The following is a 16,464-nucleotide window of genomic DNA, read 5'->3' as shown; positions in this document are numbered from 1 at the left end:
GCTTGGCAGAGAAGAAAAATCTAAAGTCGTAAGAAGTTCTTCAAATATATTTTTTCGAAAGATTTTTAGAAAGGCTATCTAAATCAAAGTACAAAAATAATTTTGTAATAAAGGGAGGATTCTTAATATCTTCCTTAATTGGTATTGAAAATAGAACAACTATGGACATGGACACAACCATAAAAGGCATAGCCCTAAAAGAAGAGAAAATAAAAGACATTGTAGAAGAAATTATAAATATCAATGTAGAAGATGGAATAAGATTTGAAATAAAAGACATCTCTTATATAAGAGAAGAAGATGAGTACGAAAACTTTAGAATTTCACTAATAGCAAATGTTGGGAAAACTAAAAACCCAATGAAACTAGACTTAACAACAGGAGATGCAATAACACCAAGGGAAATAGAATATACCTATCCCTGTATCTTTAGCAAAGAAAATATAAAAATAATGGCATACCCATTAGAAACAATTCTCGCAGAAAAATATGAAACAATAATCAGAAGAAATATAGCAACGACACGAATGAGAGACTTTTACGACCTATACACCCTCTACAAACTAAAGAAAGATGAGATAAACTATGAAATTTTAAAAGAAGCAGTAGAGAGAACCTTAAACAAAAGAGAAAGCTGGGAGATAATGCAAGACTATGAGGAAATAATCGAGGACATAAAAGAAGATTCATACCTAAGATCCTTGTGGGAAGTATATCTCAGTGAAAATAAGTATATTGGGGATTTGAGCTTTGATAAGGTTGTTGATGTAGTGAGAATCGTTTCGAAAACAACAAGTTGATGTAAGTAGACAAAGGATTTTTAGGAAAATAAATATAAAAGAAAAGTTTGATTTAGAAGGTAAAGAGGAGTATTAAAATGATTTTAAAAAAGATGAAAGTCAAAAACTTTAGATTATTAAAAAATTTTGAGTTAAATTTTAAAGATGAATTGTCGCTAGTTATAGGCAAAAATAATTGTGGAAAAACATCATCTATTATTGTTTTAGATAAAATGCTAAATTCATCTAAATTATTTTGGGAAGATATAAATTTAGAATGCCAGAAAGATCTCTATAAAAAAATAATTGGTTTTGATATAACAAAGCTGGATGAAGTTCAATTATTAGAAACTATTAATATGCAATTATTCATTGAGTATAATGATAATGATTCATATGAGAATATTCAAAAATTCATGATGGACTTAAATCCAGATAATAACATAATAGTTTTAGAATTTATTTCGGTAATAGCTGCAAAAAAAATCATAGAATTAAAAAACATTATTAGTGAAAAAAATATTGAAGATTTTAAATCATTTTCCAAATTTATGAGTAAGAATTTTGCAAACTTCTTTGAAACGAAAAAATATTCAAGAGGGTTTGATGTTGAAGCAAACAAAACAACGCAAGATAGATCAGAAGAAATTGATAATAAAGATATTCAAAAAGTCATTAAAGTGGCAGGAATAAGAGCTGATCGAGCGGTTTCTAATGATGATCGTAATCATGTTTTATCAGGTTTAACTGGTAAATATTTCAGTTCTTATAAAGCTGCAAAAGATGAAAGTGAATCGGTATTTACAAGACTTGAAGAAAAATTGGAGGAAGCCGATAAAGAATTATTTAAGATTTACAATGGAGAAAAAAGTGAAGGTGAAGAACCCATTGATGGTATTTTTAGTGATGTTATAGATGTTATTAAAACTTATGGTGGTGCAGAAAATGGAATTGATATAGCAATAGAGTCATCTATTTCAGAGAAAAATTTATTGTCAGATAATACAAACTTAAGTTATAGACAAGGGGGAGATTATTCGCTTCCAGAAACATATAATGGATTGGGGTATTTGAATTTAATTGGTATTTTATTTGAGATTGAAACCAATATACAGGAATTGTTTGAACAACCAGCAGATATAAATCTCTTATATATTGAAGAACCTGAAGCACATACACACCCTCAGTTACAGTATATATTTATAAGGAATATTAAATCTCATATCAAAGCACATAGAAATAAGTTGTTGAAAGAAAAGAATAAGCAGTTGCAGATTTTAATCACTTCGCATTCATCACATATAGTTTCTGAATGTAACTTTGATGACATTATATATTTGAAGAAAAACGGGAATACGGTCATAGCTAAGAGCTTTAATTCTTTAAAAGAAGAGTATGGTGGAGATGAACAGAAAGGATTTAAGTTTGTAAAACAATATCTGACAATGAATAGAAGTGAACTTTTCTTTGCGGATAAAGCTATTTGTATAGAAGGAGATACCGAACGAATTTTAATGCCAGTGATGATGCATAAAATTGATAATAAAGAAAAGCCAAGAGCAGATATTATACCACTATTATCACAGAATATTTCTATAATAGAAGTTGGAGCGCATTCTCATATATTTATGCCTTTATTTTCCTTTTTAGGAACAAAAGTTTTGTTTGTTACGGATATTGACTCTGTTAAAGCTGAAAAGAAAATAGATAAAAATGGAAAAGAAAGAACTGTATATACGAGTTGTCACCCCGATGAGGGAACACATACAAGTAACGCATCAATAAAAGAATTTTTTAAAGATACTGGAATTGATACATCGAATAATCAATTTAAGGAACTTGTAGGGAAAAATGCTGAGGATAAAATTAAAGATAATATGAGAATGGCCTATCAAATACCAGAATCTTATGGTGAGTATCAAGCGAGTAGTTTTGAAGATGCATTTATAGCACTAAATAAAGACTTTATATTAAAAAACAAAGAAGGATTTCATCAATATGGAGCTTTAAAAGATTTTTCGAATGATGAAATAGAAAATGGTGATTATTATAATTTTGCTTTGAATAATGTGAAAAAGAAATCGGCATTTGCATCAAGCTTATTGTATTTTGATAATGAGAATGGCGAAGAAGATGAAAAATGGGCAGTTCCACATTATATTGAGGAGGGCTTATTATGGATACGCTAACATTGGAAAAAGAAGTATTAGAAGCTCTTCAATGTATAAAAAATGGTGAAAATTTTATTTTAGAAGGTGGAGCAGGTAGTGGAAAAACATACTCCTTAATTTCCTTAATAAATGCACTCACAGAGGAATCACCAGATATAAAGATAGTATGCATTACATATACAAATAATGCAGTTGCCGAAATTTTATCAAGAATAGAAAATGAGAATATTTGGGTTTCAACAATACATGAGTTTATATGGTCTCTTATCAGAAAATATCAGAATGAAATAAAAAATATTTTAGTTGAGCTTATTAACGATGATAATGAAAAGAACTTTAAAAAGCCAAAAGATTTTTCTGAGGATTTAATTTCTAAAGAATATTTCGAAAATCTTTATGTGGATTATGATGAGTATTATTCTGTAACGCCAAATGAAGAAAATAGAGTGAAAATCAGCCATAATCACATTTTGATTGTTGCAGAGAAAATGTTTGAGAAATATAAAAAAATAGCGGACATTTTAAAGGATATTGCAGATTGTATTTTTGTTGATGAATATCAGGATACAAGTCCTTTAGTTGCTGATATTTTACTAAAGCATCTTGAGCAAAGCGATAAGAAAAATGTAATTGGTTTTTTTGGAGATTCAATGCAGTCTATATATGACGACGGAGTTGGTAATTTAAATCAATATAATTTAACTAAAATAGTAAAGACGCAAAACCGAAGAAATCCAAGAGTTGTAATCGAAGTAGCCAATAAGTTTAGAGATGATGATATTGAGCAAAGACCTTCAGAAGATATAAATGCACCTAATATGGAAAATGGTACTATTAGAGAAGGTAGTATTAAATTTTTATATGGAACTGAAATAAATGATTTTATAAGTGTAAAGGGGAAGAATATTTTTGAATCTTGGGATTTTTCTGATGGAAAACAAACAAAAGAGTTAAGGCTAACACATAAATATAATTCTGAAATGACTGGCTTTAAAGACTTATATGATCTATATAATGCTGATTTGATAACTAAGCTTATAAGTGAGATAAAGAAAAAAATTGATAAGGGAAATTTAGACTGTAATAAGACTTTGGGAGAAATAGCGTTAGAGGTAAAACCGACATATAACAAAGTGGAGCTGTTAGATCAAATTAACGGAAATGAAATTTATCAGTCAATATATAGTGTTTTAGAAGATATGTCATGGGAAGAAGCTTACGAAAAATCTAGAATCACTAAGGAATCACTCATGTCATATAAATTAAATGGAATGAGTGGTAGATATGAAGCTAATTCTTATAGAGATAGGATTTTACGCAGATTAGATATATTAGAGGAGATTATTGAATTATATGAGGCTAATAGATTTAATGATTTTCTGAGAATAACAAAATTTTCTATTCATAATAGAAATGATAAGATTTGCCTTAAGCAAGCAATTGATTATCTTGTAAGTGAAGATAATCAAACGATAGAAAATGTATTAAAATTTGCGGAAGTAAAAGGGTTACTCAAAGAAGATGAATTGTTTAGTGATTATATTTCAAATAAAGGGTTTTATTTATGGGAGAGAATAAAAAAGATAACATTTAATCAATATAGAAAAAGCGTTTTATATTTAAAAGAATTTTCACCAATTTGTACTCAACATAGTGTTAAAGGTAGTGAATATGACAATGTATTGCTTGTATTAGAGTCTGATTGGAATAAATATGACTTTAGAACATTATTTGGGAAAGGATCTCCGAACTCTAATGTTCAGAAACGTACAAAAAAATTATTTTATGTATGTATAACAAGAGCAAAAAAGAATTTAATAATATATATGCCTACTGATGATTCTGACATATTAGAAAAAGCTAAAGAGTATTTTGGAGAAGAAAATGTTATAGATCTCTCTTCGATTTAATTGAAAAGTAGGTACTATTTCTACTTATGTTTTATGCTGCTTTTTAATATTATTCTATAGAATGAAAAAAGATAATTACTATTTTTATTTTAAGAATACTCTTGCATGAGGGTATTCTTTTTTTATTGTACACTTAAGTGAGTTGAGCGAACGAAAGAGAGCGAAACAAAAAACCACCTGCTATGCAGGTGGAGGGATTTAGCTTTAGCTTCAAGCACCAAGAAAACCCCCTTAAAGTATAATTGTGATAATCACATGCACAATTAAACAAGGAGGTCAAAACTTGGACAAGAATAGTTTATCACATACCAAGTGGAGATGCAAATACCATATAGTCTTTGCACCAAAATATAGAAGACAAGTAATATATAGACAACTAAGAAAAGATATAGGCAGCATACTTCGAGAATTATGTTCAAGGAAAGGAATAAACATAGTAGAAGCAGAGCTATGTCCAGACCATGTCCACATGCTGGTAGAAATACCACCAAAATATTCAATATCACAAATAATGGGATATTTAAAAGGAAAAAGTTCGCTGATAATATTCGATAGACATGCCAACTTAAAATATAAATACGGAAATAGACACTTTTGGTGTAGAGGATACTATGTGGATACAGTGGGAAGAAATGAAAAGAAAATAAAAGAATATATACAAAATCAATTAAAAGAAGATTATTACGCTGACCAAATAAGTATAAAGGAATACTATGACCCGTTTACGGGAAAGTCAGTAAATAAAAACAAATAAAAAAACTGCTTAAGCAGTAGTTGGGAAAGTGGTGCATGTGACGGAATACTCGGAGCCCCAATAGGGGCGTGCCGGTATTCGCGCCTTATAGGCGCTGTGCAAACTACCAGCTAAGCTGGTAGTTTTGATTGTATTTACTAGAATACTATATTTAAGTTCGGAAAGATATTTTTCAAATCATGTAGATTGATTTGAAAAATAAAAACATGATTATATTCATGAAAAATGCAGTATTTGATGTACCTAGTTTTTATTAAAAATGTAGAATTTCTCAGCTGGTATTTAATGTATTTATAAATTAAATTTTGATTTATATAATAAATTTCATTTTGATTTATTAAGAAGTAGGGAATGGATCTGCCATATTTCTCTTGACAACTTTTCTATCTGTTTATTCATTGATTCGATTTCATTCTTGTAAATAACACCAGTTGTATTAGCGGCTTTTGCAATCTGGTTTATATTATTTGTTGCATTTGAAAGTAGCCATTGGATATCTCTAAATGGTTCTAGGTCTACAATATAAATTTCTTTTTCTAATACGCATTTTCTAAGAAAGTGGGACATAGTTTTGCAATTAGCAAGTTTCATTTTCTTTTCAAAAACTTCCTTTTCTTCATCTGTTAAATATATTTTCAGTTGATTATTTCTTTTTCTATTATCCATAGTATATCTCCTTATCATAAAATATTGGGGTCTTAGGGTTCTCCCTAACAAGGTAAAATTGATAAAAAAAGAAGCAGTCCATAAAGGTTCTGCTTCATCAATTTTTCGTAAGTGGGTACTCACTTACTGTGCTTGCTCATATACTAATAGTATAAGAACAGCTTTAAGCATAGTTCTTAAAAATGAACCTAATCATCTATGATAAAATTATAGATATTAGGGATGAAATGGGATTGTTTTATGTGCTTGCTGGGTTTCCAATTTAGGAATTACTCATTTGATAGACTCCACCCTCATTCCATTGCCTTTCATCTTTTCGGTTGGTTAGGTTCATTTATTGATTACCTGTATAACTCGTGAGCCTGTTGTGGTTTTGGATTAACAGGGCATCCCAAATTATAGGAGGTATATTATGTCAGAAAAAATTGTTGTAGGAATTGATGTGAGTAAAGCTTTCAGTGATATCTGTATTCTATCACCTAATAATGACATCATCAAAAGACTTAAAATTTCTAATGATATTAATGGTATGAAGTCACTCATCTATGTACTTGAAAAGGTAGAAGATAAGTACAAAGACAGAGCAGTAATTATCATGGAAGCTACTGCACACTATCATCAAATTTTAGCTAATTTTTTCCGTAAGCATAATTACGAAGTCATTGTAATTAATCCGATTCAAAGTGGAGCATTGAAAAATATCAATATCCGAAAAATTAAATCAGATAAAACAGATGCATATAATATAGCGTTGCTATATCGTATTAAGAATTACAACGAAACAATTACGCACTCAGATACCGTTAACAGTATCAAAAAGCTTTGTAGACAGCATAAAGAATTGACGGATGAAATTGTGGAACACATCAACCGATTAATCGCTTTTTTAGATATTTCCTTTCCAGATTTCAAGAAAGTATTTGCGGATTTGCAAGGGAAAACACCTTTGTCTTTGCTTGAAAAATATTCTACTATACAAGAAGTATTATCTCCTGAAAATAAGCAAGATATTATTCAACTGATAAAAGAAAATTCACATAAAAGCACCTCCTATGCCGAAGTAAAATATGAAAAACTATTGAAATCTGCTGAAAAATCTATTGAAGTTTGTATAGTAAGCCTTAGTTCAGCAGTACTTATTCAAACAACTGTGAGGGTTATTTTCAGTTTACAGGAAGCTTTGAAAGCAATCGATGATGAAATCAAAAGACTATCTCTTTTAGATGAAAAGTTTCATAAAGAAATAGTGCTTTTACAAAGTATTCCAGGAGTTGGAGAATATACAGCATGTGTTGTTTTATCAGAGCTTGGAGATATATCCAATTTCTCGAAACCGAAAGAATTAGTTGCCTTCTTTGGCTTGGATCCGGGAGTATCCCAAAGCGGAACATACAATAGGAAAAACAATAAAATCTCTAAAAGAGGATCACCTCATGTTCGCTCAATTCTCCATATGCTGGCTAAATCTAATGTGTATCCAAATCGCAACAGAGAGTATTTAAATCCTATTATGCGAGCTTATTTTGAAAAGAAAATAGCTGAAAAACCATACAAAGTTGTAATGTGTGCAATTATGCGAAAGATGGTTCAAATTATTTTTGCTGTTCTCAGAAACCAAAAATCATTTGAATTAAGAACACCCGAAGAACATCAAAAACTAATTCGAGAAAAGAGTAAGTTAGTCGCATAAACTATTAAAAGTGTTGCCTCAAAAAATGAAAGTATATGAGGCTTATTTGCTATGCACATTTTTAAGTTCTGCGACTGAAAAATTTTTTTAAAAAATTTTTAAAATAACTATTGACTTCCTTAGTTGGTCTATTAAAGTTATAAGCGTTAAGCGTTTATTCAATTTTATTGATTATACCGCATTTAAAGAAATTAATAAAGAAGTATAAGCGAAGCTATTGACAATGATTATCAGTGTTGATATAATAATACCGACAATAGTGTCGGTTTGGAGGTTATTTATGAAATGAAAATGGAAGCTGATGAAAGAAAAAAGCAGATTAGACAAGCAGCTATGAAAGTCTTTTTGGATAAGGGATTTAGAAATACAGTTATGAATGACATTATGGAAGCTACTGGGCTTTCTAGAGGTGGTTTGTATCATCATTATGGTTCTACCTATGAAATTTTATACGACATTATGTTAGAAGGAAATAAATACAGAGAGAAGATAATCTATGATGAGATGAATAAAACAAGTCAGGATTTTAGCGAAGTTTTATCTGAGATTATTTTAGAAAAAATGCTATATCAGAGTGACTATGTTTCAATTTATGCAATGTTTTTGCAGGAATTAAATCATGACGATAAGTTAAAAGACTTATATAAGAAACTAAAAAAATCATCATCTGATAGTATTCTAATGTTATTTGATGAAGATGTAAGAGGTGAATTAAGTGAAGCTATCGAATTAATAACTGATTTTATTAACACATTTATTCTAGGTTGTGAAGTTCTAAATGCAAGAGAAAATTTTGTGAAGAACAAACTTGCATTAAAAAAATGATAGAAATTATCTTAGATAATAATGCTAAGTAAATCTTAGGGTTTACTCAGAAAGAAAAAATATATCTTAAATTGGAGGTTTATATGAAATTAAAAGATATCGTACAAGTTACAATTTTTACAGTAGTGGCGTTTATATTAAACATGGCTGTATCAACAGCAACAGGAATGTTAGGAACTTTATCCTTATATATAGCGGCAGGATTTTCTTCCTTTGTAGTAGCTCCGCCATTTATAATTATGGCTAAAAAATTACAAAAAAGAGGAATAGCTTTTATATTTTTCATGTTGCTGGGTGTATTTTATGCATTAAGTGGATATTGGCCAATGCTTATAGTAAATGCCATCGCAGCTATTGTAGCAGAATTAATTATAGGTAACTATAAAAATGATAATAGAGTTGCCTTAGCATTATCTGCTGGAATGTTTGTTATTTCAATGCATGCAATGACATTTGTAAGATTACTTGGACCAGAAAAAATTGTTGAAGTTTTTAGCGTATTTACAAAAGAACAGGCTGCCTTTATGGATGCCTTTTTTACACCAAAGGCAATGCTAATCTCAATAGGCATTAATATCGTTTTGGTATTAATAGCAGGAAGATTTGGATTATATATAAATAATAAGTTTTTTAAAAAGAGTAAAAAATCAGGAATATTGTAATGGAAAACATAAGGAGAGATGACAACTGTCTTGTAAATCCTATAATCTTATTTGTTTTAATTTTAGCGTTTTCGATTATATTATTTATAACAGATGATATTGGCTACTATATTATGATAGGAATATCAATGTTTCTAACCTTAACTTTTTCCTTAAAACAATTTATTAAACAACTAGCAACAGTTCTTATCTTGTTAATTGTTGGCAAAACATTAACTATTATAGACTTAGGAATAGGTGGAAATGCAATTTTAGGTCTTGTAGAAATCGTATTAAAACTCTTTCCGATATTTATTATTGGCGGTATTCTTGTGAATACATCACCACTTAAAATGATGAGTTCACTTAAGTTTTTACACATTCCAAATGTGTTTGCTCTAAGCATAGTGATAGGAATGAAGTTTATATCAGAGATGGGGTTAAGGATTAAAGAAATAAAGAATGGCATGAAGGTAAGGGGGCTAAGATTAAGTCCCCTCCATCCTGTTAGGTCTTTTGAACTTTACTTCATCCCTCTTATCTATAAATGTTTGCAAGTGAGTGAAACTTTGACTTCATCTATTATATCTAAAGGAGCAGAATATAGAGGGGAAAGGACTAATTATCATAAAATAACTTTTAAATTTTTTGATATCGTATTCTTACTTTTAGCTATTTTCTTATTGTGGAGGTCAATATGAATGTAATAGAAGCAGATATTAAAAAATTCTCTTATGACGGAAATGATAAGGTAATTTTAAAAGATATAGAGCTAAATATTAAAGAAGGGGAACTTGTTGTTATAAGTGGTTTATCTGGTTGTGGAAAAACTACGCTAACAAGAATATTAAATGGCTTAATTCCGAATCATTATCAAGGACAATTATATGGACAAGTATCTATTTTAGGAAAAAATATTTCGCAATATAACAATGGAGAATTGGCAAAGTATATAGGAAATGTTTTTCAAAATCCAACAGATCAGTTTTTCGCAAATATTGTTGAGGATGAGCTTGCCTTTGTTGGAGAAAATTTAGGAATGGAGCTTTCAGAATTAAAGAAAAGAGTTGATGACTCTTTGAGTGTGATGGGAATTGAAAATTTAAAATATAGAAATATCAATTCTTTATCAGGTGGACAAAAGCAAAAAGTTGCTATCTCATCTACTCTTGTTTATGATACTAAAATAATTTTCTTTGATGAACCATCATCAAATTTAGACTATAGGGGAATAGTCGAACTTAAGAATATTCTTGAAAAATTAAAATCATTAGGAAAAACGATAATAATATCTGAGCATAGATTGTTCTATTTAAATGATTTATATGATCGTTTTTTGTATATGAAAGATGGTAAAATCGAAAAAGTTTTTAAAAAAGGTGAATTAACAGAAAAGGATTGTAAAAATTACTCTTTAAGAACAATTAACTATAATTTTTTGCTATCTGAAAATATTGATAATTGCAAAAATGTAGTTGAGGATATAAGAGGAGCTGGTATTTCTATTGGTAAAAAAGAATTAATAAAAAATTTAAATATAAGCTTATATGAAAATGAGATAATGGCGATTATAGGTAAAAATGGAGTAGGTAAAACGACTCTTGCAAGATCTTTAGCTGGTTTATTAAACTTTAAAGGCAAGACAAGCTTTGGGAGAAATAAAAAAGAAAGATTAAGAAACTCTTATTATATGATGCAAGATGTAGAATACCAAATATTTTTTGATACGGTGGAAAATGAGCTTTTACAAAAAGATAGAATTAATGACGTTGGATATTTAGATAGACTTAGAAAAGAATTAAAACATATTGACCTTTGGGAAAATAGGTATGATCACCCTCAAAATCTATCTGGTGGGCAAAAACAAAGACTTGCCCTATTGACAGCTTGTTTAAGTGGTAGAAAGTTAATAATTCTTGATGAACCTACGTCAGGTTTAGATTATAAGAGGATGAACGACATTTCTCAAATAATAAAAAGATATTCAAAAACTTATCCCTTTGCAATAATAACTCATGATATAGAACTTATTTTTAAGGTTTGTAACTCTGTGTTAATGCTTGGAAAAAATGGATACAAGAAAGTAAATATCCAGGGACATGAAAAAGAAATTTTGGAATTTATTAAAGATGGACTGATTGTGTAAGGAGTTGATTTTATGAAACAAGATATGAAAGAACAATTATTAACAAAAAGACCTATAGATTTACTTTTTCAATTATCTATCCCTGCTGTAATAGGAATGATAGTAATAGGTCTTTATCCACTAATGGATGGAATTTTTGCAGGAAATATTATAGGACAAACAGCAATGACAGCTTGTGGTGTAGCTATGCCACTTACATTTTTCAATAGTGGTGTATCTACACTTATTGGTGTAGGTTCAGCATCGGTTTTATCAAGAGCTATAGGAAAGGGCGACAAAAAAACAGTTGATAAAATTATGGGGAATTTAATCTTTTGGGTTATTCTATTCTCATCAATTATTACAATAGGCGGAATTTTACTTGCACCACATTTTTTAGATATGGTTGGAGCAAGTGGAGAAATTAAAGAATATGGTATCAGATATTTACGAGTAATTTTTATTGGTTCTTTATTTGTAAACTTTACTCAATCAGCAAACATGGTTATGCGTGGAGAAGGATTAATGAAAAAAGCAATGCTCATTATGGGGCTAGGAGCTTTTTTAAACATAATTCTTGATCCCATTCTAATGAAATTAATGGGAAAATATGCAATAGAAGGGGCTGCACTTGCAACTATTACAGCACAATTTGTTCAAGCAATAATAACACTCCATTACTTCAAATATAAAAGTAAAGCAGTAAAAATAAATAAAATCAAACCTGATCAGGAAATAAAAAAAGAAATGTTTGGCGTAGGGTCATCTGCTATGATGATGCAAATTTTATTTATGATTCAACAAACAATGCTATATAAAATGTCATTTAAATATGGCGGAGATACAAATGCTATCTTAATGGCAGCAACTTTAAGAATATATGCCTTTTCCTTTATTCCACTTTGGGGAATGAGTCAAGGCTTGCAACCTGTTGTTGGTACAAACTTTGGAGCAAAAAGATATGACAGGGTAAAGGAGGCAATGAAGGTATTCTCCATTGGAGGACTTGTTCTTGCAGCCATATTTTGGCTACCAGTCTTATTATTTTCAAAAAGCATCCTTTCCCTATTTGGAGTAGAAGAAAGTATTATAACTCAGGGAGTAGGAAACTTTAGACTATTTTATTCTATATTTATCTTATATGGAGTAATGGTTATGTCTATAACATTCTTCCAAGCAATAGGAAATGCTAAAAAGGCAGGCATAATCGTCATGCTAAGACAATTATTTTTATTCCTCCCTGCCATGATTATTCTACCGATGATATTTGGGGTTAAGGCAGTATGGTTTGCTGAACCTCTTGTAGATTTAATTATGATTTTAACTGGAATAGGAATGATGATTGGAGAACTTAATAGAATGTCATCTCAAGCAAAAAAATAAAGTAGATAGTTAAAAAATACTACCAAAAGGAGGTTTTGAAGTGAATTTAGTAAAAGAATATGTAAATAAAAGAAAAGGCTCATATTTTATATCTATCCTACTTGCCATAGTGGGAGTAGTTGCTGGGCTTTTTTCTTATATATACATGGCAAAAATTATTGTAAATTTGATTAATGGTGCGAATGATATGAGTTTATATACTCCACTATGCAAAAATATTTTAATAACATTTGTTATTAAAGAAGTGGCAGCAGGAATATCAACAAGTATTTCTCATACGGCAACCTTTAATTCATTAGGAGAAATTAGAAATGATATTTCCAGAAAATTATTTAAGATGCCATTGGGAGATGTATTATCAAGATCATCTGGAGAATTAAAAAATATTATAGTTGAGCAAGTAGATTCTATGGAAACTTCTCTTGCCCACCTTGTGCCAGAATTTACTGCAAATTTAGTAGGACCTATTCTATTGTTTATTTACATGTTTACATTAGATTGGCGTTTAACTTTATTATCACTAATTCCATTTGTGGTAGGAATGGCTACCATGATGTCTGTAATGAATGCTCATTATAAAGAAATGTTTGGAAAGTCAGTTGCCATTGGTCAACACATGAATAATTCTATTGTTGAGTATATCAATGGGATTGAGGTAATAAAGACCTTTAATCAAAGCGAATCATCTTATAAAAAATATACTGATTCCGTCTATGACAATGCAAAATTTTATTATTCTTGGATGGACGAGTCTATGAATAAGGTTGCCATAGGTAGGTTACTTTCTCCTATGGGGATACTTACAATCATACCCTTTGGAATTTTATTTTATATCAATGGAAGCCTTGATTTAGGAAATTTAATTACCTTAATCGTCTTATCATTTGCTACAGTTTCTAGTATTTTAAAAATCATGAACTATATGGATGATATGTCAAGAATATCAACTATAACTTCTGAAATAGGAAAGATTTTAGACTCAAGAGAGTTAGAAAATATTGACAAGGGAGAAAAAATAGGATCCTATAATATAGAACTTCAAGACGTAGACTTTTCTTACGATGGAGAAAAGAAAGTCATTGATAATCTTTCTATGGAAATAAAAGAATCTTCTGTTTCAGCCCTCGTTGGACCTTCGGGATCAGGCAAGTCAACAATAGCAAAACTTATTGCTGGATTTTGGAATGTAGATAAGGGATCTATTAAAATCGGTGGAGTAGAAACAAAAGATGTGTCGCTCGAAAATTTGTCTTCACTTATTTCTTTTGTATCCCAAGACAATTTCCTCTTTGATATGACTATAAAGGAAAATATTAGGCTTGGAAATAAGAATGCCTCTGACGAAGAAATTATAGATGTATGTAAAAAATCTGCCTGCCATGATTTTATTATGAATCTATCTAATGGTTATGATACAAGAGTTGGCGAAGGTGGAGGTCATCTATCTGGAGGAGAAAGACAAAGAATATCTATTGCTCGTGCCATGCTAAAAAATGCACCAATCGTAATTTTAGATGAAGCAACTTCTTATATAGATCCTGAAAATGAAGCTCTCATACAAAATGCCTTGGCAAATCTAGTTAAGGGTAAAACTTTAATCATAATCGCTCATAGGTTAAAGACAATTGTTGATGCAGATAGGATATTTGTTATTAAAGATGGTAAATTGGATTCTTATGGAAATCATAAAGAACTATTAAAGTCATCAGAGCTTTATAAGGAAATGGTTGCTGCAAATTTAAGGGGTGATGAAAATGCTTAAGGTGTTTAAAAAGATATGGAATTTTTCTAAGGAAGAACAAGCAAATATTAAAAAATCTATTCTGGCTGGATTCTTTCATGCAGTCTTTAATGCTCTACAATTTGGTGCAATTTACTATATGTTGGTAAATATCTTTGCTAAAACTTTAGACTATGAGGCAATCTTTATTTGCCTTGGAATCTTAATAGTTTCCCTTGTTGGAAAAATCATGACACAAAAATCATCTCAAATGGCACAAACTCACGCGGGATATTTTATGGCTGCCCATAAGAGAATAGAAATAGGCGAGAAGATAAAAAGAGTTCCCATGGGTTTCTTTTCAGACTTTTCACTGGGAAGACTTACAAGTATTGCCACATCTAATCTTTCCCAAGCAGAGCAATGGGTGCCTATGCTACTGGTTCTTGTACTTGGTGGAGTTTTAAATACTTTAGTCTTTGTTCTTGGAACTTTAATTTTTAACGTAAAGGTAGGACTGGTTGCTGTAGCAGGTGTGGTAGTATTTTTCATCGTTACATCAATGATGGAGAAAAAATCATCAGCTAATGCAGACAAAATGACAGTAACACAAACAAGACTTACAAAAGAAGTATTAGCAACTTTACAAGGAATGCAGGTTATAAAATCCTATAATCTTGGTGGAGAAAATAACAGAGCTTTAAGAAAGTCTATAAAAGATACATCCAAAATACTCTTAGACCTGGAGAAATCTGTAGCACCCTACACAGTTATTCAAAGAATTGTAATGGGAATAACAACAGTATTTATGGTCTATGTATCATTAAAATTAAATTTATCTGGTGAACTTCCACTTGCTGAAACAATTCTTATGATTATGGCATCCTTTATTATCTTTGAAGGCTTAATCGGGGCAGGATCAAACATGGCAATCCTAAGAGCTTGCGAAAATGCCATAGATTCTGTAGGTTTTATCGACTCTATGACTGATATGAGAGAAGGAAGTATTACAGAGCCTATAAAAAATCATGATATAGTCTTTAAAAATATTTCTTTTTCTTATGATGACAGACCAATTTTAAAAAATGTATCAGCAGAGATAAAAGAAAATACTATGACTGCTATTGTTGGACCATCTGGATCTGGTAAGACAACATTTTGTAATCTTATTGCAAGATTTTGGGATGTAAAATCTGGCGAAATTTTAATAGGTGGAAAAAATATTAAGGATTATAAGATAGAAAATCTTATGAATTCTATTTCCATGGTATTTCAAGATGTATATCTATTTGAAGATACGATTGAGAACAATATAAAATTTGGAAAACAAAATGCAAGCCATGAAGAAGTAGTTCAAGCTGCAAAAAAAGCAAGATGTCATGAATTTATAGAAGCTTTACCAGAAGGATATGACACTATTATTGGGGAAGGTGGAGCAAGCCTATCTGGTGGAGAAAAACAAAGAATCTCTATAGCCAGAGCCATGCTAAAAGATGCAGACATAATTATTTTTGATGAGGCGACAGCAAATATTGACCCAGAAAATGAAGATAAACTTAAAGAAGCAATAGAAACATTAACAAAAAATAAAACAGTAATTATGATTGCCCACAGACTAAAAACCATTAGAAATGCAGATCAGATTCTAGTCTTAAAAGATGGAGAAATAGTAGAACGTGGAAATCATGAAAAATTGATTGAAAATAATGGACTTTATTCTGACCTTATAAATGCAAAGGCTAAGGCAGAATCATGGAAATTAAATAATTGATAGGAAGAAATATTAAAGTCTTTAAACAG

Annotated in this window: 13 protein-coding genes; 12 read left to right on the top strand and 1 reads right to left on the bottom strand. The window is 30.2% G+C overall.

From position 1 onward, the window contains the following. Positions 1 to 44: 44 nt before the first annotated feature. From WF803_RS01655 to tnpA, 4 genes are all read left to right on the top strand, one after another. Complete coding sequence (locus tag WF803_RS01655) at positions 45 to 800, top strand: nucleotidyl transferase AbiEii/AbiGii toxin family protein (RefSeq protein WP_489611941.1); 756 nt, start codon at positions 45 to 47, stop codon at positions 798 to 800. A gap of 77 nt (positions 801 to 877) precedes the next feature. Beyond that, positions 878 to 2,968 (top strand): ATP-dependent nuclease, encoded by a 2,091-nt coding sequence (locus tag WF803_RS01650; protein ID WP_489611395.1) that lies wholly within the window; start codon positions 878 to 880, stop codon positions 2,966 to 2,968. After that, positions 2,956 to 4,860 carry a UvrD-helicase domain-containing protein gene (locus WF803_RS01645; protein ID WP_489611394.1) on the top strand — a complete coding sequence of 635 codons (1,905 nt, stop codon included), beginning with the start codon at positions 2,956 to 2,958 and terminating at the stop codon, positions 4,858 to 4,860. The genes WF803_RS01650 and WF803_RS01645 overlap by 13 nt, the downstream gene beginning before the upstream one ends. 283 nt (positions 4,861 to 5,143) lie before the next feature. Then, positions 5,144 to 5,614 carry an IS200/IS605 family transposase gene (tnpA, locus tag WF803_RS01640; protein WP_489611393.1) on the top strand — a complete coding sequence of 157 codons (471 nt, stop codon included), beginning with the start codon at positions 5,144 to 5,146 and terminating at the stop codon, positions 5,612 to 5,614. Between the two features lie 324 nt (positions 5,615 to 5,938). Here the strand turns inward: tnpA and WF803_RS01635 are convergent, their stop codons facing one another. Next, positions 5,939 to 6,280, bottom strand: a complete 342-nt coding sequence (locus tag WF803_RS01635; protein ID WP_489611392.1) for a plasmid mobilization protein — start codon at positions 6,278 to 6,280, stop codon at positions 5,939 to 5,941. A gap of 412 nt (positions 6,281 to 6,692) precedes the next feature. On the opposite strand from WF803_RS01635, the gene WF803_RS01630 reads away from it, so the two are divergent. From WF803_RS01630 to WF803_RS01595, 8 genes are all read left to right on the top strand, one after another. Beyond that, on the top strand, positions 6,693 to 7,970 hold the full coding sequence (locus WF803_RS01630) for an IS110 family RNA-guided transposase (protein WP_489611391.1): 1,278 nt from the start codon (positions 6,693 to 6,695) through the stop codon (positions 7,968 to 7,970). A gap of 285 nt (positions 7,971 to 8,255) precedes the next feature. Further along, the gene (locus WF803_RS01625) at positions 8,256 to 8,795 is read left to right on the top strand and encodes a TetR/AcrR family transcriptional regulator (RefSeq protein ID WP_489611390.1); all 540 of its coding nucleotides are present in this window, start codon (positions 8,256 to 8,258) and stop codon (positions 8,793 to 8,795) included. 83 nt (positions 8,796 to 8,878) lie between these two features. After that, on the top strand, positions 8,879 to 9,457 hold the full coding sequence (locus tag WF803_RS01620) for an MptD family putative ECF transporter S component (protein WP_005956598.1): 579 nt from the start codon (positions 8,879 to 8,881) through the stop codon (positions 9,455 to 9,457). Further along, entirely contained in the window at positions 9,457 to 10,137 is a 681-nt protein-coding gene (locus WF803_RS01615; protein WP_012291072.1) for an energy-coupling factor transporter transmembrane component T family protein, read from the top strand. The genes WF803_RS01620 and WF803_RS01615 overlap by 1 nt, the downstream gene beginning before the upstream one ends. After that, positions 10,134 to 11,582, top strand: coding sequence for an ABC transporter ATP-binding protein (locus WF803_RS01610; protein ID WP_489611389.1), 1,449 nt, complete (start codon positions 10,134 to 10,136; stop codon positions 11,580 to 11,582). Before WF803_RS01615 ends, WF803_RS01610 begins: the two co-directional genes overlap by 4 nt. A gap of 12 nt (positions 11,583 to 11,594) precedes the next feature. After that, positions 11,595 to 12,944: an MATE family efflux transporter gene (locus WF803_RS01605; RefSeq protein WP_288158922.1), complete on the top strand. Its 1,350-nt coding sequence runs from the start codon at positions 11,595 to 11,597 to the stop codon at positions 12,942 to 12,944. A 40-nt stretch (positions 12,945 to 12,984) separates the two neighbouring features. Continuing rightward, positions 12,985 to 14,706 carry an ABC transporter ATP-binding protein gene (locus WF803_RS01600; protein ID WP_489611388.1) on the top strand — a complete coding sequence of 574 codons (1,722 nt, stop codon included), beginning with the start codon at positions 12,985 to 12,987 and terminating at the stop codon, positions 14,704 to 14,706. Further along, complete coding sequence (locus WF803_RS01595) at positions 14,699 to 16,435, top strand: ABC transporter ATP-binding protein (protein ID WP_489611940.1); 1,737 nt, start codon at positions 14,699 to 14,701, stop codon at positions 16,433 to 16,435. Before WF803_RS01600 ends, WF803_RS01595 begins: the two co-directional genes overlap by 8 nt. Positions 16,436 to 16,464 lie beyond the last annotated feature (29 nt).

The sequence above is a fragment of the Aerococcus sp. BD502 genome, from assembly GCF_057919555.1.
This window is presented reverse-complemented; position numbering and strand designations above follow the sequence as displayed.